Origin of the sequence: Sphingobium sp. TB-6, assembly GCF_012927365.1 — a bacterium.
Classification (GTDB): Bacteria; Pseudomonadota; Alphaproteobacteria; order Sphingomonadales; family Sphingomonadaceae; genus Sphingobium.
The window spans coordinates 348,250-371,929 of sequence record NZ_JABBGL010000002.1 but is presented as its reverse complement, the minus strand read 5'-3'; the positions used below and the strand labels follow the sequence as shown (position 1 = coordinate 371,929).

Below are 23,680 nucleotides of genomic sequence, written 5' to 3'. Positions count from 1 at the left end.
TACCCGTTAGGAAGATGCGATGACGCTGAACGTCCTGATGCTGTCGACCCTGTTCCCGGACATGAGCCGTCCCAATTTCGGCGTCTTCGTGGAACGGCAGGCACGGGAACTGGCGAGCCGGGACGGCGTCCAGGTCACGGTCGTCGCGCCGCTGGGCATCCCGCCCTGGCCGCTGTCGAAGGCGAAGCGATATGCCGCCCTGCGCGCCTTGCCCGCCAAGGAACGGTGGAAGGATCTGACCGTCCATCGCCCGGTCTTTCCGATCATTCCCAAATTCGGCGGGCGCTTCAACGTCCACAGCATGACCCGCGCCATCCTGCCGCTGGTCAGGCGCCTGCATGCGCAGCAGCCTTTCGACGTCATCGACGCCAGCTTCTTCTTCCCCGACGGCCCGGTGGCGCAGCGGCTTTCCCGCGCGCTGGGCATTCCCTATTCGGTAAAGGCTCGCGGCGCCGACATCCATTATTGGGGCATGCGCCGGGGCACGCGGAAAATGGTGCAGCGCGCAGCCGAAGACGCCGCCGGGCTGCTCTCCGTGTCCGACGCGATGCGCCGGTCGATGGCGCGCATGGGCATCGATGCAGACAAGATCCGCGTCCATTATACCGGCGTCGACCTGGACCGATTCGAACTGACCGACCAGGCGGCGGCGAAGGAAAGCCTGGGCTTCGAAGGGCCGGTGGTGCTGTGCGTCGGCGCGCTCATTCCGCGCAAGGGGCAGGAATTGCTGGTGCAGGCGCTACCGCAACTGCCGGGCGTCACGCTGCTGTTCGCGGGTCAGGGGCAATATCGCCGCGCACTGGAGAAACAGGCGGAGGAACTGGGCGTCGACCGGCGCATCGGCTTCCTGGGGTCCGTGCCGCATGACCGGCTGCCGCGCATCTATGCCGCCGCCGACGTCATGGCGCTGCCATCCTCGTCCGAAGGCCTGGCCAATGCCTGGGTGGAGGCGCTGGCCTGCGGCACGCCGATCGTGATCAGCGACGTCGGCGGCGCGCGCGAACTGCTCGACCGGCCCGAAGCGGGGCAGATCGTCGCCCGCCAACCCGAAGCCCTGGCCGCCGCCATCAGCGACATATTGGTCAACCCGCCCGAACGGGAAGCGGTGCGCGAAACTGCGCTGCGCTTCACCTGGGCCGCCAATGGCGACGCGCTGCTGGAGCATCTGCGCACGATCGCCGGTCAGGAATCCTGATCCCAGAAGGCGACCAACCGCGCTTTCCCATCCGGCGTGGGAAAGCGCCCTTCATCAAACGGCACTTCTCCCCAACGCCACGGCGTCAGTTCATCATAAGCGGGGTTGGAAATGGGCGCATGCCGTTTGAGGTTCAGCAGCCGCGCCCCCTCATTGCGATAGGCGGTCAGCCGCACATGCTCGCGATAGATTTCCGCGGGCCGTTCATAATGAAAGGCATCGCGCCAGCCCATGGCCTGGGCGATCCGGGTCATGATCCACCAGTCGGGCTTCGCCTCTCCAGGCAACGGGAATAGCCACCGCTGCCGGCTGATCAGCCGGTCGGCGCCGGTCAACGTCCCGTCCTTTTCGATCCATACCGGGGCAGGAAGCGCGATCATGCGCAGCGTCTCCACTTCCGGCTCGTTCCACGGCGTGGTCAGGATGATGAGCGGCACCTGCTCCAGCAGGCCACGGATCGGATGCGAAGCCGACGGCAAGCCGCCCGGCATCAGCAACGCCTTGATGCGTCCCGTCTCGATCGCGTCGGCTAGCGCGGCGCCTGACAATCCCGGCCTGTCCGCCAGCGCGGCCGCGCCCCAGAAGCGGCCGACCTGCGCCAAGGCCTCGATCGAAAAGTCCCGGTGCGCGGCCAGTTCACCGGCCCGGCATCCGACTTCGCGCGCGCCCATGCCATTGGCGGCATCCGTCACCGCAAAGGGTGCCGCGCCCGGCTTGCCGATCCGCCCGGTTGCCAGATGGAAATTGAGAATGGCGGCCGACAGGCGCCGCCCTGCCTCCCCCGCGCCACGCGGGCTGAACAGCGTCACCAGCCGGGGCATGGCCGCCACCCGCTCATAAAATCCGCGCACTTCCCCCGGCGCCAACTCGCAGGCCCGCGCCACCGACCAGAGATCATGCCCCCGGCGCAGGCCCACCCAAAAGTCCGGCGGCACGAGCAGGTTCCGATTCAGAAAATCCCGGTCCAGCACGCCATGATCATAGCAATGCAGCAGCAACCCGCTCAGCAGCGCCGCCTCGCTGCCCGGCGCGACTGTCAGGCGCTCATCGGCCTCGACCTCCTGCCCCTCGTCCGTGCGCGCGATCAGGACAAGGCGCGCACCCTGTTCCGCCCGCGCCTCGGCAATCCGCTCATGCAGCACCGGATGACGGCGCGCAGTCGCTTCCCCCACCAACAGCAGCATGTCCGCCTGCGCCAGATCCTCATAGGCGGCGGGCATCACATCTTCGCCAAAGGCGGCACGTTGCGCCGCCGCCATGCCGCCCGCCGCGCTGGCAGGCGCATCGATATGGGCGGAGCCGATGAAGCCCTTCATCAGCTTGTTGGCGACATAATAATCCTCGGTCAGCAGGCCGCCCGGCACATGCATCGCCACGCTGTCGGGGCCATGACGGGCGATGACGCTAGCAAGCCGGCGCGTGGCCTGATCGATGGCCCGATCCCATCCGACCGCACGGCCATCCACCATCGGCCGCAGCAATCGGCCGTCCAAAGCGAGCATGTCCTTCAGCGCCTCGCTGCGGGTGCAGAGCAGGCCGCTATTGGCCGGATGCACGGGATCGCCTTCGATGCGAGCCTCGCGCCCCTCGCCGGTCACGGCCCGGATGCCGCATCCCACGCCGCATTGGCCGCAAAGCGAACGAACGACCGCCACGATGCGATCAGGCCTGGACCGGCGGGGTCGGACGAAACGTCATAAACTCCGCTTAACCGATGGCGGACCAAGACAAAAGGGCGCGAAGCTGGCAGAAGCAAAGCCATGCCGAAAGTGATTCTCCGCGCCGCTACGTTCGTCGCTATATTCTTTCATATACTGCTTGCCCCGGCCATGGCGCAGCAGCGCGGTCCGCTGGTGCTGGCCGCCGCCAGCATGCAGGAGGCGATGAACACCGCCGCCGATGCCTGGGCGGCGCAGCGCCATGCCCGGCCTGTCCTGTCCTTCGCCGCCTCATCCGCCCTCGCCCGCCAGATCAGGAGCGGCGCCCCGGCCGACCTGTTCGTGTCCGCGGATGAAGACTGGATGGACGATGTCGAAAGGGGGGGCTTGCTCCAGCGCGGCACCCGGGCCGACATGGCGGGCAACCGGCTGGTGCTGGTCGCCCCGGCGCGGGCGCCGCTGCGGCTGCGCATCGCGCGCGGCATGCCGATCGCCAGAGCGCTGGGCGATTCCCGGCTCGCCATGGCCAATCCCGACAGCGTGCCCGCGGGCAAATATGGAAAGGCGGCGCTCACCGCGCTGGGCGTCTGGCCCAGCGTCGCGAACCGTCTGGCGCTGGGCGACAATGTCCGCTCGGCCCTGACCCTGGTGGAACGCGGCGAGGCGCGGCTGGGCATCGTCTATGCGACGGACGCCCGCGCATCGAAGGACGTGGTCGTGGTCGGCGCTTTCCCGGCAGGCAGCCATGCGCCGATCCGCTATCCCATCGCCCGGCTGAGCGCGAGCCGGAACCCGCAGGCCGAAGCTTTTCGCCGCTTCCTGCTGTCGCGGTCCGGACAGAGCATCTTCGCCCGCTACGGTTTCAGCCGGCCTTGATTTTCTCTCCCCGTAACCGGGAGGGAAAATCACCTCTGACAGGCCACAATCGCGTCGATCACCGCCAGCGTCTCCTGCGGATCGCGCACCCGCACCGTATCCAGCCCCAGTTGCTTCGCCGGATAATCATTGCCGCCGGGGAAGATCGCATCCCCAATGAACATCATCGCGTCCAGCGCGATCCCGCTCGCGTCGCGCAGCTTCTTCAGACCATAGGCCTTGTCCACCCCCTCCCGCGTGATGTCGATGGAGGTCGCCCCGCCCATGTTGATCGACAGGCCCGGCAAGCGATCTCGCAAATCCGCCTGAATCACCCTGCGCTTGGCGAAATCGGGATCCCACACCTCCTTGGCGTGGATCGGCGCCTGCTGGCCAAGGGCGGAAAAGGTGATCTGGCTGCCGCGATCCTCGATCCGCTCACCCCACACCTGTTCCGGCACGAAGCCCGTCGCTTCCAGCGAAGCGTCGAACGCCGCCAGGATCGCCTGTTTCTGCGCCTCATCGAACAATTCGGCATAGACCGGGCGCCAACCGCCCTCGCCATGGGTATAGAGCTTCGTCCCGGTCGTCGGCATCAGCCACAGGCGCGAACGATCGGCCCGTTCCGGCAGTCGGCTCGCCACCTGCTTGTCGAACTGCGGCCAGTCGCCGCCGGAGATCACCGCGACATGCGCGACCTCCAGCAGTCGTGCCAACGCTTCCCCCATCGCCTCGCCCAGCGGCTGCTTGCTCTCGGCAAGGGTTCCATCGAGGTCGAAGGCGATCAAGGATTTCATGCGGGAAGCTCCAGAAGGGACAGGCTGCGGATTTGCCCTGTGAGCCGGAACGATGCAATGCCCATGACGAAGGCTGGTATTTTCCACTATCCTGCTAGAAAGAGGGCGGCATGATCCTCTCTCCCGAAGAATGGGGCATTGTTACTCTATCGCTCCGGGTCAGCCTGGTCGCGGTCGGGCTGATGCTGCCGGTCTCTTTCGCGCTGGCCTGGCTGCTCGCCCGGTCGCGCTTTCCCGGCAAGCTGCTCGTCGACGCCCTCGTGCACCTGCCGCTCGTCGTGCCGCCGGTCGTGACCGGATGGCTGCTGCTGCTGCTGTTCGGCGCCAACGGGCCGCTGGGCAGGCTGTTCGAACAGGCGCTGGGCGTCAGCTTCATGTTCCGCTGGACCGGCGCCGCGCTCGCCTCCGCGATCATGGCGATGCCGCTGATGGTGCGCGCCATGCGGCTATCGATCGAGGGCATCGACCGGCGGCTGGAGCAGGCCGCCCAGACCCTGGGAGCCAAGCGGCGGCGCGTCTTCTTCACCATTTCCCTGCCCCTGGCGCTGCCGGGCGTGCTGGCCGGACTGGTGCTCGGCTTTGCCCGTTCCATCGGGGAATTCGGCGCGACGATCACCTTCGTGTCCGATGTCCCCGGCGAAACCCGCACCTTGCCCATCGCCATCTATTCCGCCCTGCAAATGCCCGGCGCGGAAACGGCGGTGACGCGCCTTGCCGTCATCTCGATCCTGCTGTCGCTGGCCGCGCTGGTCGCCTCCGAAGCGCTCGCCCGCCGGGCTGGCGGCGGAAGGACCAACCATGTCCTTTGATATCGAGATCGACCACCGCATCGGTGAACGCCACATCGCCCTGCATGCCCATGCGGGCGCAGGCCTCGTCGCGCTCTTTGGTCCATCCGGCGCGGGCAAGACCAGCATCCTCAACATGGTCGCGGGCATCATCACGCCGGATCGCGGCCGGATAGCAGTCGCAGGTGAAACGCTGTTCGACAGCAGCGCCGCCATCAATGTTCCGGCGCCCCAACGCCGGGCAGGCTATGTCTTCCAGGACGGACGCCTCTTCCCGCATATGCGGGTGCGCGCCAACCTGCTCTACGGTCGGCATGGCGATGCGCCCTTGCCCTTCGAGGCGGTACTCGATTTCCTGGGCATCGGCCATTTGCTCGATCGCTGGCCCGCCACGCTTTCAGGCGGCGAAGCGCAACGCGTCGCGATCGGGCGGGCACTACTGTCCGGCCCCAGTTTCCTGCTGCTGGACGAACCGCTTTCCTCGCTCGACCCGGCCAGGCGCGAGGAAATCCTGACCGTCATCGAGCGGATGAAGCACGACCTTGCCATGCCGATGCTCTATGTCAGCCACGACCGTGCGGAAGTCGAACGGCTGGCCGATCACATCATTCCGCTATGAGCGGCAAGCCCACCTCCGCCAACGCACGATTGAGATAGGCCAGAAAAGCCTTCCGCCGCACCGACGCCCGCGCGCGCAGCCAGGCCAGCCCAACCACGGCCCGCCACTCCGCCACCTGGGCAAAATGACCGGGCGCAAGGCGACGATAATGATCCGCATAGCATCGCGCCGCCCAGTCCCGCGCCCTGTTGGTCAGCCAATCCTGCGGCCCCTCGCCAAAGCGCATCAGCATTTCCGTGCGCACTATATCCGGCGTGACCGCCCCCTGCGCCGCCTTCGACCAGTCGATCGCGACCGCCCCGCTGTCCGTCATCAGGATATTCTTGACGTGAAAATCGCCATGCAACAGCCGGTCGCCATCGGGCAGCCCATCCAGCAGGCGAAGCGCCGCCTGCTGCAAGGCCGCATCCGCAGGTCCGTAGACGATGTCCGTCCGCAACACGTCCCGCAGCGAGCGCAACCCCGGCGCCGGGCAGTCGTGAATCCGCCGATGGAATGCCGCCATGTCGCGCAGCATCGCGCCGCTGCGCAGCGGACGCACGCGCAGTTGGCGCATCATCGTCGGCCCCTCAATCTCCGGATAGAGGATCGCCCGCCCCGCCCTCAACCGCAAGGACTCGACCGGCCGGGCGACGGCGATGCCGCAATCCGCCGCCAGCGTCGCAGCGGCGAATTCACGGTCGATCATCTCCTCCGACACGGCAGCGTGGAAGATCTTGACGACAAAGCGCTCCCCGACGCGGCAAACCCGCGCGCTGGCGCCCGACGCCAGGGTCGCCAGATTATCCTCCACTATCCCGGAAAGCGTCGGCGGCGTCCCCGCCATGCTAACGAACAGCAGTGCGGGCGCTGTTCAGATCATGGACCACCGGCCCTCGCCGGACGGGCGCCTGCGCCGGCGGTCTGCGGGTCAACCGCTCGACCGCATTCTCGACCAGCAGGCGCAGCCCTTCCTCGCTCAGCAATCCGCCCCGGATCAGACAACGATCGATCAGGACCCGGCGGAAGGCCGAATAGAGCGCCATGTCGGGCGCGCCCGGCGCGGACCAGAATTCGTCCAGCGACCGTTTGTGCACCACGCCCGGCACCTTGTAGACCGCATGGCCCAGCACGACGACGGGCTTGCCCTCATTCAGCGCCAGCGTCCCCACCGTGCTGTTGACCGTCACCACGCCCAGCGATTGGCCGACCACTTCGGCAATGTCCCAGTCCGCCAGGTAGAGGACGCGGTCGCTGATGCCATATTGCGCCGCCAGCCGCCGCGTCAGCCGCCCCCAGGCCACCAGCCCCGGATCGAGCGGATGGCGCTTCACCACCAGCGCGGTATTGGCCGGAGCGTGGGCGGCAAAGCTCTTGATCACGAAACGCAGCGCCGCCCGCATCGTGCCGAAGGGCGAATGGACACGGATCTGATAATCGGAATCCAGTTGCAGCGGCAAAGTGAAATAGGGCCGGTCCTTGACCTTCGCCCATTCCTCCCGCGACTTGCGGCGCTCGTTCTGACGCAGGTTCAGCTTCTTGAACCAGCCCACCGTTTCCCAGAGGAAGCTGTTGGGCCGATGCGTCCGATAGAAGGGAAAGGCCGGCCGCATCAGCGCCGACGCCACGCCGTTGCGCCCGGTGTTGAAGGCGCGCTGGCGGAAGGTGGAGGGGATTTGCGGCTCCAGCCCGTTCTCCTCGGGCGGCAGGGTCTTCGCCTGCTCCAGAAACCATTCGGGATCGAGCGGCAGGGTCGAATTGCCGTTCACCCCATCTTCCTGCAGCGTCAGGAAATCGGGACGGATATAGCCTTCCTCCACCACATGGACGCGCAGGTTGCGCAGCTGCGCCATCTTGTGCGCGGAGGCATGATAGGGCCGGCAGTCGCCATAGAGGATCAGGTCGGTCACGCCATGGTTGACGATATGATCGTCGAAGAAGAGCGGCCAGTTGCGGAAGGTTCCCCGATAGTCGGTCGCGCCCTCGCCCGGCCAGTCGACCTTGTCGCCACCATTGATGTTGATCCGCAGCGCCCGGTGCCCCCGCACCCGCAGCGCATCGGCCAGCATCGCGAAATAGGGGCCATGCGGTCCCTGAAGAAACAGGAAGGTTTTGGCGGACGCGTCAACCATGAAAATACTCGGCGGACAAGGTCATAAATCTCTGCAACTTCCCCTGTAAAGTGCGCAGTCGGATTAGCCATGACATGGGCGACGGCGCCCCGCTTGCCAAACGCTCCACCATGATTTCAGGTCCGCAAGGCAGGCGAGTGACCGGGTCCAGATACCGTGGATAGAGAATCAAGGCGCCCGCGACAAGCTGATCCAGGGTGAGTCGACGCCCGCGCCGTCCATTGGGCGCGGCAAGATCGCGGGTCAGCCCCCAGCCCGCATAAAAAGGCATGCCATGGACCGTGACCGGCCGGTCGCGCATCAGCGCCTCGAACCCGGTGAGGGAGGAGAGCACATGCACCTCGTCCACCGCCTGCACCAGCGCCATCAGCGGCGATCCGGTGTCGATGGCGTCGGCCAGGGCGAGCACCGTGGCGTCGCTCAGATGGCCCTTGCGCAGCCCCGCCTGCACATCGGGATGGGGGCGATAAACGATGAAGGCATCCGGCTCGGCGGCGCGCACCCGCTGCAACAGGTCCAGATTGCCCGTCACGCCCGCGCCGCCATATTCGACCGACAGATCATCCTCGACCTGCCCCACGGCCAATATCGTCCGGCGGCCCCGGGGCAGATCGATCATCTGGCCCATATCCTTGCCATATTTGGTGACGCCCGAAGCCCGGATCATGGCCCGCAGGCGCGCCGCCCGCCGCTCCAGCGCCGGGGTAAAGCCCTGGGTCGCCAGCAGCTTTTCCATGTCGCTGGGAAAGCGCGCATCATAATAGATGCCCGACCGGTCGACCACCACCGACCCCGGCGGATGCAGCGCCGCGCCCAGCCCCTTCGAGCGCAGAAAGCCGTCCTCGACCTTGGCGACGGTCACGCCCTGCCGTCGCGCTTCGTCCAACGCGGCGGACGGCACGCGGGAGGGCCAGACCGCCAGCGCGCCGCCTTGCCTGATCGCCCGCCGCACGCCCTTTTCCGCCGACAGGAAAGGGGGCGAGCGAACCCCATCCCAGAGGAAATGACGGATCGCCTCCCGCTTCCAGAAGGCCATGCCGCTGGCCGCCGCAATGCCGTGATTGCCGTCCAGATGCCGCCGCCAATCGGCAAGCTGCGCCACGGCATGCAGGGCATCGACCGGCTCTCCGCTGAAACAATCGCGATAGCGCGCCGCCGCCACGGCCGACCGGGCCGCCTCCCGCAACACCACCGCCGCGACCGGCCGCTGATCTGCCCCATAGACCGGCACGCCCAGCAAACCGGCGATGATCGCCAGTTCATCATCCGCCGCCGCATGCACCGATCGCGCGCCGGCAATCACCGTCCAAAGGTCGACGGGCCACGGCAGATCACGCCCCGCAACGCCATTCCCGTGCCGACCGCCGCCAACCAGGCCGATTTCCTGCAGGGAAAGACCTTCCAGCGCTTCTTGCGGCACGGCTATTCCCGCCCGCGCCACCAGCCTGATCCCTTCCGGCCTGTGGCCCCAGAAAGCGCCGCCCACCCGCGCCTCGGCCATGGCCTCCAGCACGGCGTCGGCCACCGCGACAGGCGCATCCCCGATCTGCCGTGGATGGCTGATCGCGGCGGTCGCGGACTTGATTCCCGGAAAGGATGGAGAGCGCAGAAAAGCTGGCGCGTTCACGTGAAAAGCCGTCCCCTGCCCCGTCCAGTCCCTGCGCGCATGGAGCGATGCTTTCAGCCGCCAAAAAACGCAATCACATCAGCTTCTTGCTCGCCCGACGGGAAGACGTCAAGCGAAGGCCGAAGCCGTCATCTCCTGCAACATATCGGTTACAGTGTCGAAATAGGCTTCCCATGTCGGCGGCCGCCAGCCCGCGATCCGCGCCAGTTGCGCCGCCCGCTCGGGTGAATCCGGCTTGCCGTAAGCCTCGATGGCCCTCAGCCAGCCCAGGCCATCCAGCGGATCGAGATAATCCGGCGCATCGCCGCCAACCTCCCGATGCGCGACGATGTCGCTGCAAATCACCGGCACGCCCGCCGACAGGGTCTCGATCACCGGCATGCCATAGCCTTCCTCGAAGGAGGGCATCAGCATCGCCCTCGCCCCTGCGACCAGCGCGTTCATTGCATTGTCGGGCACGCTCCCCGCCTCGATCACATGGCCGCGCAGGATTTCGGCACGCTCCAGCATATCCACGACATTCTCATTCTCCCAGCCGCGCCGTCCGATCAGCACCAGCACCGGCGCCTGGTCGCCCAGCCTTTCCACCAGCCGCCGCCAGATGTTCAGCAGCAGCAGATGGTTCTTTCGCGGCTCGATGGTCGAGATATAGACGAAATAGGGCCGATCCGGCACGGCATGGCTACCCTCCACCACCATGTCCGGCGCATCGGCCCCGAAATGCGCCACCCGGATCACCCGCCCGTCCAGCCCCCGCGTCAGATGCGGCGCCAGCGCGTCGATCGTCGCCTGACTGTTGCCGATGATGCCATCTGCATAGCGGTCGATCGTCCGCACTCGCTTCAAATGCTCCTCCGCGCCCTGAGGCCGGGCGAATTCGGGATGGGTGAGCGGGATCACATCGTGCACCAGCGTCACGAATTTCGCGCCCTCCGCCCGCAGGATTGCGCCCACTTGCTCCCCATCGTCCAGATGATGCGGCGACACCTGCAAATAGATGCGCGGCCCCGCCGCCACCGGCACCGGGCGGGGCCGCAGCGCGATCAGATGGCGGATGACGGCGGCCTTGCTCTCCTTTTCATCCACCGGCCCCTTGTTGCGCCAGCGCGCCGCCGTGAACGCCAGGAACTGGCGCACGGCCGCGTCCTTCAACCGCCCATAATAGCCGCCCGCCGGATGCACGGCGGCAAAGGCCAGCCGATCCGGCATCCGCTCCAGCAATTCGCGGGCATAGATATATTCGACCCGGTCGATCCCGGTCGGCGCGGCATGGAAACTGCGCGAGAGCAGCCGCGAAATGTCGAGGATGATCTCGGCCGGCCGTTCACCGCCGGCAAAGCGCCGGCTTTCCCGCTTGGAACGCAGCGCCAACCGCGCACCGGGAGCCTTGAAGGGCTTGAGCGCCATGTCAGAGCGCTTTTACAGGGGTTTGGCGCATCAGAACTGGGCGCGAATCTCTTCGGCCAGCTTCTGCAACGCCGCCGGATCGGCAAAATCGCCCTGCGCATGCGCGACGAAGTTGCGCGACTGCCCCTCCCAGCGCGGCACGATATGGAAGTGCAGATGGAATACGGTCTGCCCGGCGGGCGCGCCGTTGAACTGCGCGACATGGATGCCGTCGGGGTCCAGCGCCTTGCGGGTGGCATTGGCGACCTTCTTCACCGTCGCCATCACCTGCGCCAGCGCCTCATCCTCGACGTCGAGGATGTTGCGCGCCTTGGACCATTTGGAAATGACCAGGCTATGCCCCTTCGACTGCGGCTGGATGTCGAGGAAGGCATAGCTATGCTCATCCTCATAAAGCTTGGTCGAAGGGATTTTCCCCTGCAGGATCAGGGCAAAGACATTGCCCTCGTCATAAGTGCCGTCGAGGCTCATCGCGCTTCCTTAAGCCAGATAATGCGCGCTTGTCTTAGCGGCGACTTCCTCCGCCGTCACGCCCGGAGCGAGTTCGACAAGACGGAACGCGCTTCACCGGCATCCGTTCGTTTCGAACGGATGCCGGTCAGATCAACCCAGCCAACGGACTCGACGGATCGGCATACATCCGCTTGCCCATGCGCCCGGCGCGATAGGCCATGCGCCCGGCCTCGACCCCCGCCTTCATCGCGGCGGCCATCAGCACAGGGTTCTTCGCCTCGGCAATCGCCGTGTTCATGAGGACGCCGGTGCAACCCAGTTCCATTGCCTGCGCCGCTTCCGAAGCGGTCCCCACGCCCGCATCGACCAGCACCGGCAGCGTGGTGCCCTCGACGATCAGCCGGATGGTCACGCGATTCTGGATGCCCAGACCCGACCCGATCGGCGCGCCCAGCGGCATGATCGCCACCGCGCCCACATCCTCCAGCCGCTTGGCCGCAATCGGATCGTCGACGCAATAGACCATCGGCTTGAAGCCTTCCTTGGCCAGAATCTCGGTCGCCCGCAGCGTCTCCACCATGTCGGGATAGAGCGTGCGCGCCTCGCCCAGCACCTCCAGCTTCACCAGATCCCAACCGCCCGCCTCGCGCGCCAGACGCAGCGTGCGGATCGCCTCTTCGCCCGTATAGCAACCCGCCGTATTGGGCAGATAAGTAATCTTCTTCGGATCGATGAAGTCGGTCAGCATCGGCGCGTTCGGGTCCGACACATTGACGCGCCGCACCGCCACGGTGACGATCTCCGCCCCCGAAGCCGCGACCGCCGCCGCATTCTGCTCGAAATTCTTGTACTTGCCGGTGCCGACGATCAGCCGCGACCGGAAGGTCTGGCCCGCGACGGTCCAGCTATCCTCATCCACCGCCGCGACCGGATGGTCGCCACCCCCAACGAAGTGCACGATCTCCAGCTCGTCGCCATCCTCGACGCGCACCTGCGCCAGCGTCGAGCGCGGCACCACCTCCAGATTGCGCTCCACCGCGACCTTTTCCGGCACGAAGCCCAGTTCGCTCGCCAGCTCCGCCAGCGTCAATCCGGCGCGCACGCGGCGATGCTCGCCATTGATATGGATGGAGATGGTTCCGTCGACGCTCAATGCTCTGTCCTGTCAAACAAGGTGTCTCGACTTGGCGCGACACGAAGGGCTAAAGATCAGCGCGCATATAGGGGCGTCCATGCCCCGCTCGCAACCATAAGGGGGACCGTCATGGCCGAAACGCGCAAAATCTATGTCCTGAACGGTCCCAACCTCAACATGCTGGGCACGCGCGAGCCGGAAATCTACGGTTACGACACGCTGGACGACATTGCCGAACGGATGGAGGACGCCGCGGGCCGCGCCCATGTCGAGATCGACTTCCGCCAGTCCAACCATGAAGGCCATCTGATCGACTGGTTGCAGGAGGCGCATGCGGAGGGCGCCCATGCCGTCCTCCTCAATCCCGGCGGCCTGACCCACACGTCGATCGCGCTGCACGACGCGATCAAGGGCATCACCGTGCCGGTGATCGAAATCCATCTGTCAAACCCCCATGCGCGCGAGCCCTTCCGCCACAAAAGCTATGTCGGCATGGCGGCGAAAGGGACCATCGCGGGCTTCGGCGCCATGTCCTACATGCTCGCGCTCGAAGCCGCCCTCGAACTGTAACTCGACGCACATAAGTTGCGCTCCGGCGCAAATGCGCATAGGCGCGGGCATCAGAAACGAAATTCACGGTCCAGGGACTGAAAATGAACGACAAGGCTGAAAAGGGCGCAATGCAGGTGGATGTACAACTGGTGCGCGATCTCGCCGCCCTTCTCGATGACACCAACCTGACGGAAATCGAGGTGGAAGACGGCGACCGCAAGATCCGCGTCGCCCGGACGGTCAGCAGCGCTGCCGTCGCCTATGCGCCCGCTCCGCTTGCCGCCGCCGCACCAGCCGCCGCCGCTCCGGCAGCAGCCCCGGCCGAAACGGCCACCAATGCCGTCCGCTCGCCCATCGTCGGCACCGCCTATCTCGCCGCCGAACCGGGCGCCGCGCCCTTCGCGCCTGTCGGCTCGACCGTGAAGGCGGGCGACACCGTCGTCATCGTCGAAGCGATGAAGGTCATGAACGCGATCACCGCACCGACCGCCGGCACGGTCAAGGCCGTGCTGGTCGATAACGGCCAGCCGGTCGAATATGACCAGCCGCTGATCGTCATCGAATAAGGCCGCGCAACCTATGGCCATTGAAAAGCTGCTGATCGCGAACCGGGGCGAAATCGCGCTTCGCATCCACCGCGCCTGCCATGAAATGGGCATCAAGACGGTGGCGGTGCATTCCACCGCCGACGCCGACGCCATGCATGTGCGCCTTGCCGACGAAGCGATCTGCATCGGCCCGCCCGCGGCCAAGGACAGCTATCTCAACATCGCCGCGATCATCTCCGCCGCCGAAATCTCCGGCGCGGACGCGATCCATCCCGGCTATGGCTTCCTGTCGGAAAATGCCCAGTTCGCGGAGATCGTGGAGGCGCACAACATCGCCTTCGTCGGTCCCAAGCCCGAACATATCCGCATCATGGGCGACAAGGTGGAGGCGAAGCGCACCGCAGGCGCGCTCGGCCTGCCGCTGGTCCCCGGCTCCGACGGCGCGCTCGAAAGCGTCGAGGAAGCGAAAGCGGTCGCCGCCAAGATCGGCTATCCGGTGCTCATCAAAGCCGCTTCGGGCGGTGGCGGGCGCGGCATGAAGGTCGTGCCGAGCGAAGATTTGCTCGAAACATCCATGAAGCAGGCAGGTTCGGAGGCGAAGGCCGCCTTCGGCGACGATACCGTCTATATGGAAAAATATCTGGGCAACCCCCGGCATATCGAATTCCAGGTCTTCGGTGACGGCAACGGCAACGCCATCCACCTGGGCGAGCGCGACTGCTCGCTCCAGCGCCGCCACCAGAAGGTGCTGGAGGAAGCCCCCTCCCCCGTCCTCTCCACTGCCGAGCGCGACAAGATGGGCGAAGTCGTGCGCAAGGCGATGGCCGACATGGGCTATCGCGGCGCGGGCACGATCGAATTCCTGTGGGAAGACGGCGAATTCTACTTCATCGAGATGAACACCCGCCTTCAGGTCGAGCATCCCGTGACGGAGATGATCACCGGCGTCGACCTGGTCCGCGAACAGATCCGCGTCGCGGAAGGCAAGCCGCTCTCGGTCGAGCAGCAGGATCTGGTCTTCACCGGCCACGCCATCGAATGCCGCATCAACGCCGAAGACCCCCGCACCTTCGCGCCGTCGCCGGGCACCGTCACCAGCTATCATGTGCCGGGCGGCATGCACGTCCGCGTCGATAGCGGCCTGTATCAGGGCTATAAGGTGCCGCCCTATTATGACAGCATGATCGGCAAGCTGATCGTCTACGGCCGAACCCGCGAAGGCTGCATCATGCGCCTGAAGCGCGCGCTGGAGGAATATGTGATCGAGGGCATGAAGACCACGATCCCGCTCCACCAGAAACTGCTGACCGACCCGGACTTCCTCAACGGCGACTATACGATCAAGTGGCTGGAAGAGTGGTTGGCGAAGGACGAACAGGCGTGACGAAAGCGACCATCTGGCACAACCCCCGTTGCTCGAAGTCGCGGCAAGCGCTCGCGATCCTCGAAGCCACACCGGGGGTTGAGGTGGAGATCGTCGAATATCTCAAGACCCCGCCCAGCCGAGCCGAAATCGAAACGGTGCTGAATAAGGCGGGCGTCCGCCCTTCGGAAGCGGTCCGCAAGGGCGAGACGGTGGTGAAGGAAATCGGCCTCAACGTGACGGATGACAAGGCCGTGCTGGACGCTATGGCGACGCACCCGATCCTGATGGAACGCGCCATCGTTATCACGGACAAAGGCGCCGTCATCGCCCGCCCTCCGGACCGCGTGAGCGAAGTCCTTTAAGACCCGCCCCCTACGCCGTCACCCCAGCAGAAGCTGGGGTCTCAGGCCATGTCGCGCATCGCCTCCCTAAATGCCTGCTTTCGCTGGCATGACGGAAAAGGGTGGAAAGCGGACTGGCGGCTTACATGCTGGAAAGTAGAGAAAGCTGACGCTAGAATACGGCCATGGATTTCTCCGGCTTCCTGCTGACTCCGCTCGCTGCGGTCATTACGGCCGTGTGGATTGTTGGCGCAAGCATCCTGTCAAAACCCAGCCCCGGCTTCCGCTCACCGTTTTTGCTCTCCTACGTATTGGGCGTGATCTTCATGCAGCCATGGAGAATGTCGGCGTGGGAGCATCTAGGCATGTTCGCTGTTATGCTTGTCATGCTCGCACTCTGGGTTGCAATAGGCTGTCTTGTCGGCGGATTACCTGCCGTCCTGGCCGTTTTAGTCGCTGGGAAACTCCGGCGTCGATTTACTAGCCGATAGGCCGCTTTCGGGCGGCGCAGCGTAAGAAGCGAATGGCCATGAATGGTCGCTTCCAGTCTATCCTTAGTCCATCCGGCCCTGAGCCTGGATGACTGGCAAACGGTCATGCGTGACTCAACCGCCACAGCCCATTCCCAAAAACATCCTATTTCTCCACCAGAGAGCGATTTTATCCTGTCCTATTCCGCTCCAACCGACCTATCCCGTTCCCTTCTTTGAAAAGTCCGACACAATCCGCCTCGCGCCTACGCGCGCCCAGGCACGCGCGCGCATACACTGTGAACTTCGGCCCAAAAATGGCGAATTTCCGTCCTTTCCATCGCATCGCCCCCGCCCTGAGCCAGGAACCCGCTTCCTACACCGACAACCCCACTGGAGCCACCCCGCATAACCCGCTATCCCCTCCCCCCATGCCTCAGAATCATCTCTACCTCGTCGACGGCAGCGGCTACATCTTCCGCGCCTATCATCAGCTTCCGCCGCTCACCAACAAGCATGGCCAGCCCGTCGGCGCGGTCTATGGCTACACCACCATGCTCTGGAAGCTGGCCGATGAGTTGGGCAAAGCAGAAGGCCCAACCCATCTCGCGGTGATACTGGACAAGGGCAGCCACACCTTCCGCAACGACATGTACGACCAGTATAAGGCGAACCGCCCGCCCGCGCCGGAAGACCTCGTCCCGCAATTCCCGATGATCCGCGACGCCACCCGCGCCTTCTCCCTCCCCTGCATCGAGGAAGCGGGTTTCGAGGCCGACGACATCATCGCCAGCTATACGAAAGCCGCCGTCGCGGCGGGCTGGCATGTCACCATCGTCAGCTCCGACAAGGATTTGATGCAGCTCATCCAGCCCGGCGTCGACATGTACGACACGATGAAGAATGAGCGGCGCGGCGCCGACTATGTCATGACCAAGTTCGGCGTCCAGCCCGAGCAATTGGGCGACGTGCTGGCGCTGATGGGCGACAGCGTCGACAACGTGCCCGGCATCCCCGGCATCGGCCCCAAGACCGCCGCCAAGCTCATCAGCGAATATGGCAATCTGGAAGCCGCGCTCGAAGCCGCGCCTTCGATGAAAAAGTCGAAGATGCAGGAAAATCTCATCGCCCATGCCGACATGGCGCGCCTCTCGCGCCGCCTCGTCGCGCTGCACGATGCGATGGACCTGCCCGAACCGCTGGACGACCTGACGCTCGAGGGCATCCCGCTTGAGCCGTTGCAGGCCTTCCTCGAACATCATGGCTTCAAGTCGCTGCTCGCCCGCGCAGGCGCGCCCGCCGCCGCCGTGGCCGTCGCGACCGCGGCCGCCGCCGTCACACAAGCGACGCCCCCCGCCGCCCCGGTTCATGAGGAAGAACCGCCGATCGACCGCAGCCTCTACGAAACGGTCGTTACCGAGGAAGCGCTCGACCGCTGGATCGCCGCCGCTCATGCCGAAGGTCTGGTCGCCGTCGACACCGAAACCGACATGCTCGACTGCGTCTCCTGCGCGCTGGTCGGCGTCAGCCTCGCCGTCGGCCCCAACGCCGCCTGCTACATCCCCGTCGGCCATGGCGGAAGGGACATGTTCGCGGAAAAGCCCGACCAGCTCCCCCTCGCCCTCGTCCTTGCCAAGTTGAAGCCGCTGCTCGAAGACGACAGCGTCCTCAAAATCGGCCAGAACCTGAAATATGACATCACGGTCCTGCGCCGCCATGGGATCGAGATCACGCCCTATGACGACACCATCGTCATGAGCTTCGACCTCGACGCGGGCCAGAGCCTCGCCGGCCACGGCATGGACGAGGCAGCCAAGGTCCACCTCAACCATATCTGCATCAGCTTCAAGGATGTGTGCGGCACCGGCAAGAGCCAGATCAGCTTCGCGGAAGTCCCGCTCGACAAGGCGACCGAATATGCCGCCGAGGACGCGGACGTCACACTACGCCTGTGGAAGCTGTTCAAGACCCGCGTCGCCAATGAAGGCGCGACCCGCGTTTATGAACTGGTCGACCGCCCGCTCGTCTCCGTGATCGCGAAGATGGAGCATGAAGGGATCAAGGTCGACCGCGAAGCCCTGTCCCGCCTGTCCGCTGAGTTCACCGCCGGCATCGCCGCGCTGGAAACGGAAATCCATGGCTTGGCGGGCCAGCCCTTCGCCATCGGCTCGACCCAGCAGCTTGGCGCGATCCTGTTCGAGAAAATGGGATATAAGGGCGGCAAGAAGGGCAAGTCCGGCGCCTATTCCACCGATGTCACCATCCTTGAGCAGTTGAAGGCCCAGGGCGCGGAAATCGCTGGAAAAATCCTCGACTGGCGACAGCTTGCCAAGCTCAAATCCACCTATACCGATGCGCTCCAGGCCCAGATCAACAGGGACACCAGCCGCGTCCACACCAGCTACAGCCTGTCGGGCGCGCAAACAGGCCGCCTGTCCTCGACCGACCCCAATCTCCAGAACATCCCCATCCGCACCGAAGTCGGCCGCCAGATCCGCCACGCCTTCGTCGCGGAGCCGGGCAATGTCATCCTGGCGGCGGACTATAGCCAGATCGAACTACGCCTCGCCGCCCATATGGCGGACGTTCCAGCACTGAAAGAAGCCTTCGCGAACGGTGAGGACATTCACGCCGCCACAGCCCAGCAATTGTTCGGAGAGGTCAACCGCGACACACGCGGCCGGGCCAAGACGATCAACTTCGCGATCCTCTACGGCATCAGCCGCTGGGGTCTCGCGGGACGGCTGGAGATCAGCGCCGACGAAGCGCAGGACATGATCAGCCGCTATTATGAGCGCTTCCCCGGCATCAGCCTCTACATCACCGAAACGATCGAGAGGGCTCGCTCAAGGGGCTATACCGAAACCCTCTTCGGCCGGAAAACCTGGTTCCCGCGCATCAAAGCGTCAGTCCAGCATGAACGTCAGGGCGCCGAACGCGCCGCGATCAACGCCCCGATCCAGGGCACCAGCGCCGACATCATCAAGCGCGCCATGGCCCGCATGGGACCGGCGCTGGCGGCGGAAGGACTGCACAAGGTCAAGATGCTGCTGCAAGTGCATGACGAACTGGTGTTCGAACTGCCGAAAGGCGATGTCGGGCATGCCAGCGCCGTCATCCGCCGCATCATGGAAGGGGCTGCGGAGCCGATCGTGAAGCTGAGCGTCCCGCTAGGCGTAGAAATCGGCCACGGCCCGAGTTGGGGCGCGGCGCACTAAACCCCGCATCTACTCCCGTCATCCCAGCGCAAGCTGGGATCTCAGGCGATAGGGCGCGGTATAGCCTCATGAGATCCCAGCTTGCGCTGGGATGACGGAAGACTTTTCAACCCCGCGCGTAACGGTCTTCATAACGGACGATATCGTCCTCCCCGAGATACGTCCCTGTCTGCACCTCGATAAACACCACCGGAATCTTCCCCGGATTCTCCACCCGATGTTTCGCCCCGGCCGGCACGTAGAGCGACTGGTTCTCGGTCAACAGCGTCACCGCCTCGCCAACCGTGACCTTGGCCGTCCCTTCGACGACGATCCAATGCTCGGACCGATGGAAATGGCTCTGCAGGCTCAATGACTGTCCCGGCTGCACCGTGATCCGCTTCACCTGAAAGCGCTCGCCCGTCAGCAACCCTTCCACCCAGCCCCAGGGCCGGTGATCTTTGGGAAAGCTCTCCGCCTGCACCGCGCCCTTCGCCTTCAGCGCCTCGACCGCCAGTTTCACATCCTGCGCCCGCGATTTGTCCGCGATCAGCACCGCGTCGCTCATCGCCACGGCGATGATGTTGCTAAGGCCGATGCCGACCAGTTCCATGCCCTCGCTGTCCGACCGCAGCAGCGTATCATTACAATCGATCGCGGTCGCCCCGCCGCCCACCGTCACGCCCGCGGCGTCAGGCCCGGCATGACTCCACACCGCGTCCCAACCGCCAAGGTCCGACCAGCCCGAATCATAGGGCACGACCGAAAGATTGTCGGCCCGCTCCATGATCGCATAGTCGATGGAGATATCCGGCGCCGCGTCCCACGCCTCCGCCGCCAGCCGCAAAAAGCCCAGATCGCCTTCCGCCGCCGCGACAGCGGGCCGCACCGCCGCCAGCACATCGGGCGCGTGACGCTCGAATGCCGCGATCAGATCCTTTGCCGCAAACAGGAAAATCCCCGCATTCCAAAGATGATCGCCGCTCGCCACCATCTCCAGCGCGCGGGCCGCATCCGGCTTCTCGACAAAGCGGGCCAGCTTGATCGGCCGTCCCGATCCATCCGGCTTCGCCACGACCTTCAAATAGCCATAGCCTGTCTCCGGCCGGGTCGGCTGGATACCGAAGGTCACCAGATCGCCGGTCCGCGCCGCTGCCAGCCCCTGGCTCACCGCCGCCCGGAAAGCCTCTGCGTCCGGCACCACATGATCCGACGGCGCGACCAGCATCACCGCATCGGGATCGCTCGCCACCAGATGCAGCGCCGCCGCCAATATCGCAGGCGCGGTGTTGCGCACCGAAGGCTCGATGATGATCGCTTGCGGGTCCACCCCTTCCTGCGCCAATTGCTCGGCCACGATGAAGCGGAAGGTCGCGTTGGTCAGCACCACCGGCCGGGCAAAGGCAAAACCCTCGCCCGCACCGGACAGCCGCTCCACGACGGAGCGAAACAGCGTCTGCTCGCCCAACAGCGGCACGAACTGCTTGGGATAGGATTTGCGCGACAAGGGCCACAGCCGCGTCCCCGATCCACCCGCCAATATCACCGGCGTAACATTCGCAGCGCTCAAATCAGACATATAACTCACTCGGAACCCATGAAATCAGCCGCAATCGGCCATGATTTGCCTGCTTATCGCCAGTCCGCGAATTTACCTAAGCCAGAATCCGGCCGACAAAAAAACGGCCCCGCAATCGGGACCGCTTTCTGTCAGTCGAACAGCTCTTCCAGAAAGCTCTTCTTCCGTTTCTTCTGATAATATCGCCCGTCGTCACGATCCGGCCGATAGCTGGGCGGTGGCACCGGAACTCCACCCACCGACCGCTCTATGATCTTGTCCAGTTCACCCCGGTCGAGCCAGACGCCCCGGCATTGGGGGCAATAATCGATCTCGACCCCCTGCCGGTCTGTCATGGAGAGCCCCACATGACAGACCGGGCAGAGCATGGCGGACACAGCCGCCTGATCCCGCATCCGATTATTCCCGCTCGCCGGTCAGGCTGAGCAGCATCTGGAACAGGTTGACGAAGTTCAGATAGAGCGACAGCGCGCCCATCACCTGCATCTTCTGCGCCACCTCATGGCCTGCATAGACGAAATATTCCGATTTGATGCGCTGCACGTCCCAGGCGGTAAGGCCGGTGAACACCACCACGCCGATGATCGAGATCACCATCTGCATGGCCGACGAGCCGATGAAGATGTTGATCAGGCTCGCGACCAATATGCCGATCAGGCCCATGATCAGGAACGACCCGAATTTCGACAGGTCGCGCCCGGTCGTATAGCCCCACAGCGCCATAGCGAGGAACATCACGGCGGCGGAGAAGAAGGCCTGCGCGATCGACCCGCCGGTGAAGACCAGGAAGATGCTGGCCAGCGACACGCCCATCACCGCCGAAAAGGCGTAGAAGGCCATGCGCGCGCCCGCGGTCGTCATCTTTTCGATGCGGAAGCTGAAGAAGAACACGAAGGCCAGCGGCGCGAAGATCGCCACCCACTTCAAGGGGGTGCCGAAGATCGCGGCGGCCAGCACCGGCGTATTGCCGATGAAGGCGGCGACCAGCCCGGTGATGACCAGGCCAATGCCCATATTGCGGAAAACGCCCAGCATGTGCGCGCGCAGCCCGGCATCGGTCTGCGCCGTCTGGCTCGCACCATAGCCCGGCATACGAACGGGATTGTTCACGGCGTTGTTACTCCATCCAACAGTCAGTTACGGCCAAAACAGCCTTGGGATCGAGTGGCCCGGCGCGGTCTTCGTGAGGTCAGAGGGGGGCAAACGCTCACGAACCTGCACCGAGCACACTCGATGCGGTCCGACATCGCGGCTGGATCATGTCACACCAATCCAACCGCCAGAGGGGCCCGGCCCGCACGAGCAATATCGGTGGGGGAACGCTTAAGTGCAAGGGTCGGGGCAAGCGATCGGCCCGTCAGCAACAATTTGTTACAATTCCCCTCCCCTGTTGACGGCAATCCCGAACAGCCGCATGGCTCTGCGCCATGAGCGACCAGTTCACCCCTGCCGAGCAGCATGCCGACGCCCCCTTGCGCCTGTTCAACAGCCTGACGCGCACGGTCGAGCCCTTCACGCCGATCGAAGCCAACCACGCCCGCGTCTATAGCTGCGGCCCGACGGTCTATAATTACGCCCATCTCGGCAATCTGCGCGCCTATGTCTTCACCGACACGCTGCGCCGGACGCTGCTGTGGAAGGGGCTGGACGTCACCCATATCATCAACATCACCGATGTCGGCCATCTGACCAGCGACGCCGACGCGGGCGACGACAAGATGGAGGCCGCCGCCCGCGCCCAGGCGAAGAGCATCTGGGACATCGCTGCCCATTACACCGATGCTTTCAAGCGCAACATCGCGGACCTCAACATCATCGCGCCCAGCGAATGGACGGTCGCCACCGACTATGTCCCGCAGATGATCGAATTTGCGGAGAAGATCGCGCCCCAGCATTGCTACGAACTGGAAACCGGCCTTTATTTCGACAGCAGCACCGTCCCCGACTATGGCGCGCTTGCCGGCGGCCGCGACGACGCAGCCCATGCCCGCATCGATCCGGTCGCGGGCAAGCGCAACCCGTCCGACTTCGCCATCTGGCGCAAGTCCCCACCGGGCGAGCAGCGCCAGATGGAATGGGACTCCCCCTGGGGCAAGGGCGCGCCGGGCTGGCACCTCGAATGCTCGGTGATGAGCGAGGCACGCCTTGGCCATCCGTTCGATATCCACACCGGCGGCATCGACCATCGCGAAATCCACCACCCCAACGAGATCGCCCAGAATCAGGCTTTCCATAGCTGCTGCGGCGAGCCGGACGCTGCCACCGCAGGCTTCACCGGCGCCCAGTGGTGGATGCACAATAATTTCCTGGTGGACCGTCAGGGCAAGATGAGCAAGTCGAAGGGCGGCTTCACCACCCTCTTCTCGCTGATCGACGTGGGTGTGCATCCGCTCGCCTACCGCCTGCTGTGCCTGGGCGCCCATTATCGCAGCGAACTGGAGTTCAGCGCGGAAAGCGTCAGCGCCGCCCTCACCCGCCTCAAGCGCCTCGTCATGGGCGTCGAAAATCTCAAGGCCCGCGCTGAAGGCATCACCTGGCAGTCGTTGCGACTGGACTGGCTGCGCGCCAATCTCCACCCCAAGCTCGCGCCGCTGCTCGAACAGTTCGACGCCGCGATCAGCGACGATCTGATGACTCCCCGCACCCTTCCGCTGCTGGAAGAGACGATCGCCCTGAAAAAGGTGCCGGTGGACGAAAAACTCTGCCTGCTGGCCGCCTTCGATCAGGCACTGGGGCTCAACCTGCTGACGATCAGCCGCGTCGACCTGCGTATCCAGCCCAAGGACACCCAGATCACGCCGGAAGAGATCGAAGCCGAACTGGACCGCCGCCAGACCGCCCGCGCCGAAAAGGACTTCGCCCTGTCGGACGAAATCCGCGACACCCTGATCGCCCGCGGCGTCGAAGTGATGGACGGCGACCCGCTCCGCTGGGACTGGCGCCTGAACCTCGCCTAAAGCTTGCCGGCAGGCGTTTGCACGG

General features: G+C 65.0%; 21 protein-coding genes and 1 pseudogene. 10 read left to right on the top strand and 12 right to left on the bottom strand.

Annotated elements, in window-relative coordinates; genetic code table 11:
- The first annotated feature begins 19 nt into the window (after positions 1-19).
- Positions 20-1,195 carry a glycosyltransferase gene (locus tag HHL26_RS04980; protein ID WP_066555324.1) on the top strand — a complete coding sequence of 392 codons (1,176 nt, stop codon included), beginning with the start codon at positions 20-22 and terminating at the stop codon, positions 1,193-1,195.
- Here HHL26_RS04980 and HHL26_RS04975 read toward each other — a convergent pair.
- The gene (locus HHL26_RS04975) at positions 1,183-2,850 is read right to left on the bottom strand and encodes a molybdopterin-dependent oxidoreductase (RefSeq protein ID WP_066555322.1); all 1,668 of its coding nucleotides are present in this window, start codon (positions 2,848-2,850) and stop codon (positions 1,183-1,185) included. The genes HHL26_RS04980 and HHL26_RS04975 overlap by 13 nt on opposite strands.
- Positions 2,851-2,955: 105 nt before the next feature.
- Here HHL26_RS04975 and modA point away from each other — a divergent pair, with 105 nt between their 5' ends.
- A complete protein-coding gene (modA, locus tag HHL26_RS04970) occupies positions 2,956-3,729 on the top strand; it encodes a molybdate ABC transporter substrate-binding protein (RefSeq protein ID WP_066555319.1) in 774 nt (257 codons plus the stop codon).
- Between the two features lie 29 nt (positions 3,730-3,758).
- Here the strand turns inward: modA and HHL26_RS04965 are convergent, their stop codons facing one another.
- Positions 3,759-4,505 carry an HAD-IIB family hydrolase gene (locus HHL26_RS04965; protein ID WP_066555317.1) on the bottom strand — a complete coding sequence of 249 codons (747 nt, stop codon included), beginning with the start codon at positions 4,503-4,505 and terminating at the stop codon, positions 3,759-3,761.
- 110 nt (positions 4,506-4,615) lie between these two features.
- Here HHL26_RS04965 and modB point away from each other — a divergent pair, with 110 nt between their 5' ends.
- Entirely contained in the window at positions 4,616-5,314 is a 699-nt protein-coding gene (gene modB, locus HHL26_RS04960; RefSeq protein ID WP_066555314.1) for a molybdate ABC transporter permease subunit, read from the top strand.
- The gene (locus HHL26_RS04955) at positions 5,304-5,912 is read left to right on the top strand and encodes an ATP-binding cassette domain-containing protein (protein ID WP_066555309.1); all 609 of its coding nucleotides are present in this window, start codon (positions 5,304-5,306) and stop codon (positions 5,910-5,912) included. The genes modB and HHL26_RS04955 overlap by 11 nt, the downstream gene beginning before the upstream one ends.
- Here the strand turns inward: HHL26_RS04955 and HHL26_RS04950 are convergent.
- The 7 genes and pseudogenes from HHL26_RS04950 to thiS all read right to left on the bottom strand — a co-directional run bounded on the left by HHL26_RS04950 (position 5,899) and on the right by thiS (position 12,663).
- Entirely contained in the window at positions 5,899-6,738 is an 840-nt protein-coding gene (locus HHL26_RS04950; RefSeq protein ID WP_066555306.1) for an aminoglycoside phosphotransferase family protein, read from the bottom strand. The genes HHL26_RS04955 and HHL26_RS04950 overlap by 14 nt on opposite strands.
- A 1-nt stretch (position 6,739) precedes the next feature.
- Positions 6,740-8,023 (bottom strand): capsular biosynthesis protein, encoded by a 1,284-nt coding sequence (locus tag HHL26_RS04945; protein ID WP_066555303.1) that lies wholly within the window; start codon positions 8,021-8,023, stop codon positions 6,740-6,742.
- Positions 8,016-9,650, bottom strand: a complete 1,635-nt coding sequence (locus tag HHL26_RS04940) for a capsule biosynthesis protein (RefSeq protein WP_066555300.1) — start codon at positions 9,648-9,650, stop codon at positions 8,016-8,018. The genes HHL26_RS04945 and HHL26_RS04940 overlap by 8 nt, the downstream gene beginning before the upstream one ends.
- 108 nt (positions 9,651-9,758) lie before the next feature.
- On the bottom strand, positions 9,759-11,057 hold the full coding sequence (locus HHL26_RS04935; protein WP_066555297.1) for a glycosyltransferase family 1 protein: 1,299 nt from the start codon (positions 11,055-11,057) through the stop codon (positions 9,759-9,761).
- 30 nt (positions 11,058-11,087) lie between these two features.
- Positions 11,088-11,528, bottom strand: coding sequence for an HIT family protein (locus HHL26_RS04930; RefSeq protein ID WP_066555294.1), 441 nt, complete (start codon positions 11,526-11,528; stop codon positions 11,088-11,090).
- A 9-nt stretch (positions 11,529-11,537) separates the two neighbouring features.
- Positions 11,538-11,621: pseudogene (locus HHL26_RS24190) on the bottom strand (succinyl-CoA--3-ketoacid-CoA transferase); the annotation flags it as partial.
- Positions 11,622-11,655: 34 nt separating this feature from the next.
- Positions 11,656-12,663, bottom strand: coding sequence for a sulfur carrier protein ThiS (thiS, locus tag HHL26_RS04920; RefSeq protein ID WP_082748462.1), 1,008 nt, complete (start codon positions 12,661-12,663; stop codon positions 11,656-11,658).
- Positions 12,664-12,774: 111 nt separating this feature from the next.
- Here thiS and aroQ point away from each other — a divergent pair, with 111 nt between their 5' ends.
- The 5 genes from aroQ to polA all read left to right on the top strand — a co-directional run bounded on the left by aroQ (position 12,775) and on the right by polA (position 19,140).
- Complete coding sequence (aroQ, locus tag HHL26_RS04915) at positions 12,775-13,215, top strand: type II 3-dehydroquinate dehydratase (protein ID WP_066555288.1); 441 nt, start codon at positions 12,775-12,777, stop codon at positions 13,213-13,215.
- Between the two features lie 83 nt (positions 13,216-13,298).
- Entirely contained in the window at positions 13,299-13,763 is a 465-nt protein-coding gene (gene accB, locus HHL26_RS04910; protein ID WP_066555286.1) for an acetyl-CoA carboxylase biotin carboxyl carrier protein, read from the top strand.
- Positions 13,764-13,776: 13 nt separating this feature from the next.
- Positions 13,777-15,129, top strand: coding sequence for an acetyl-CoA carboxylase biotin carboxylase subunit (gene accC / locus HHL26_RS04905; RefSeq protein ID WP_066555283.1), 1,353 nt, complete (start codon positions 13,777-13,779; stop codon positions 15,127-15,129).
- A complete protein-coding gene (arsC, locus tag HHL26_RS04900) occupies positions 15,126-15,473 on the top strand; it encodes an arsenate reductase (glutaredoxin) (protein ID WP_066555280.1) in 348 nt (115 codons plus the stop codon). Before accC ends, arsC begins: the two co-directional genes overlap by 4 nt.
- An 880-nt stretch (positions 15,474-16,353) precedes the next feature.
- The gene (polA, locus tag HHL26_RS04895) at positions 16,354-19,140 is read left to right on the top strand and encodes a DNA polymerase I (RefSeq protein ID WP_169575955.1); all 2,787 of its coding nucleotides are present in this window, start codon (positions 16,354-16,356) and stop codon (positions 19,138-19,140) included.
- Between the two features lie 106 nt (positions 19,141-19,246).
- Here the strand turns inward: polA and HHL26_RS04890 are convergent, their stop codons facing one another.
- The 3 genes from HHL26_RS04890 to HHL26_RS04880 form a co-directional block, all read right to left on the bottom strand.
- Positions 19,247-20,698 carry a mannose-1-phosphate guanylyltransferase/mannose-6-phosphate isomerase gene (locus HHL26_RS04890; protein ID WP_066555270.1) on the bottom strand — a complete coding sequence of 484 codons (1,452 nt, stop codon included), beginning with the start codon at positions 20,696-20,698 and terminating at the stop codon, positions 19,247-19,249.
- 131 nt (positions 20,699-20,829) lie between these two features.
- Complete coding sequence (locus tag HHL26_RS04885; RefSeq protein ID WP_066555269.1) at positions 20,830-21,093, bottom strand: zf-TFIIB domain-containing protein; 264 nt, start codon at positions 21,091-21,093, stop codon at positions 20,830-20,832.
- Between the two features lie 4 nt (positions 21,094-21,097).
- A complete protein-coding gene (locus tag HHL26_RS04880; RefSeq protein WP_066555267.1) occupies positions 21,098-21,790 on the bottom strand; it encodes a Bax inhibitor-1/YccA family protein in 693 nt (230 codons plus the stop codon).
- A 335-nt stretch (positions 21,791-22,125) separates the two neighbouring features.
- Between HHL26_RS04880 and cysS the strand changes: the two genes are divergently transcribed.
- A complete protein-coding gene (cysS, locus tag HHL26_RS04875) occupies positions 22,126-23,655 on the top strand; it encodes a cysteine--tRNA ligase (RefSeq protein ID WP_066555262.1) in 1,530 nt (509 codons plus the stop codon).
- The last annotated feature ends 25 nt before the right edge of the window (positions 23,656-23,680 follow it).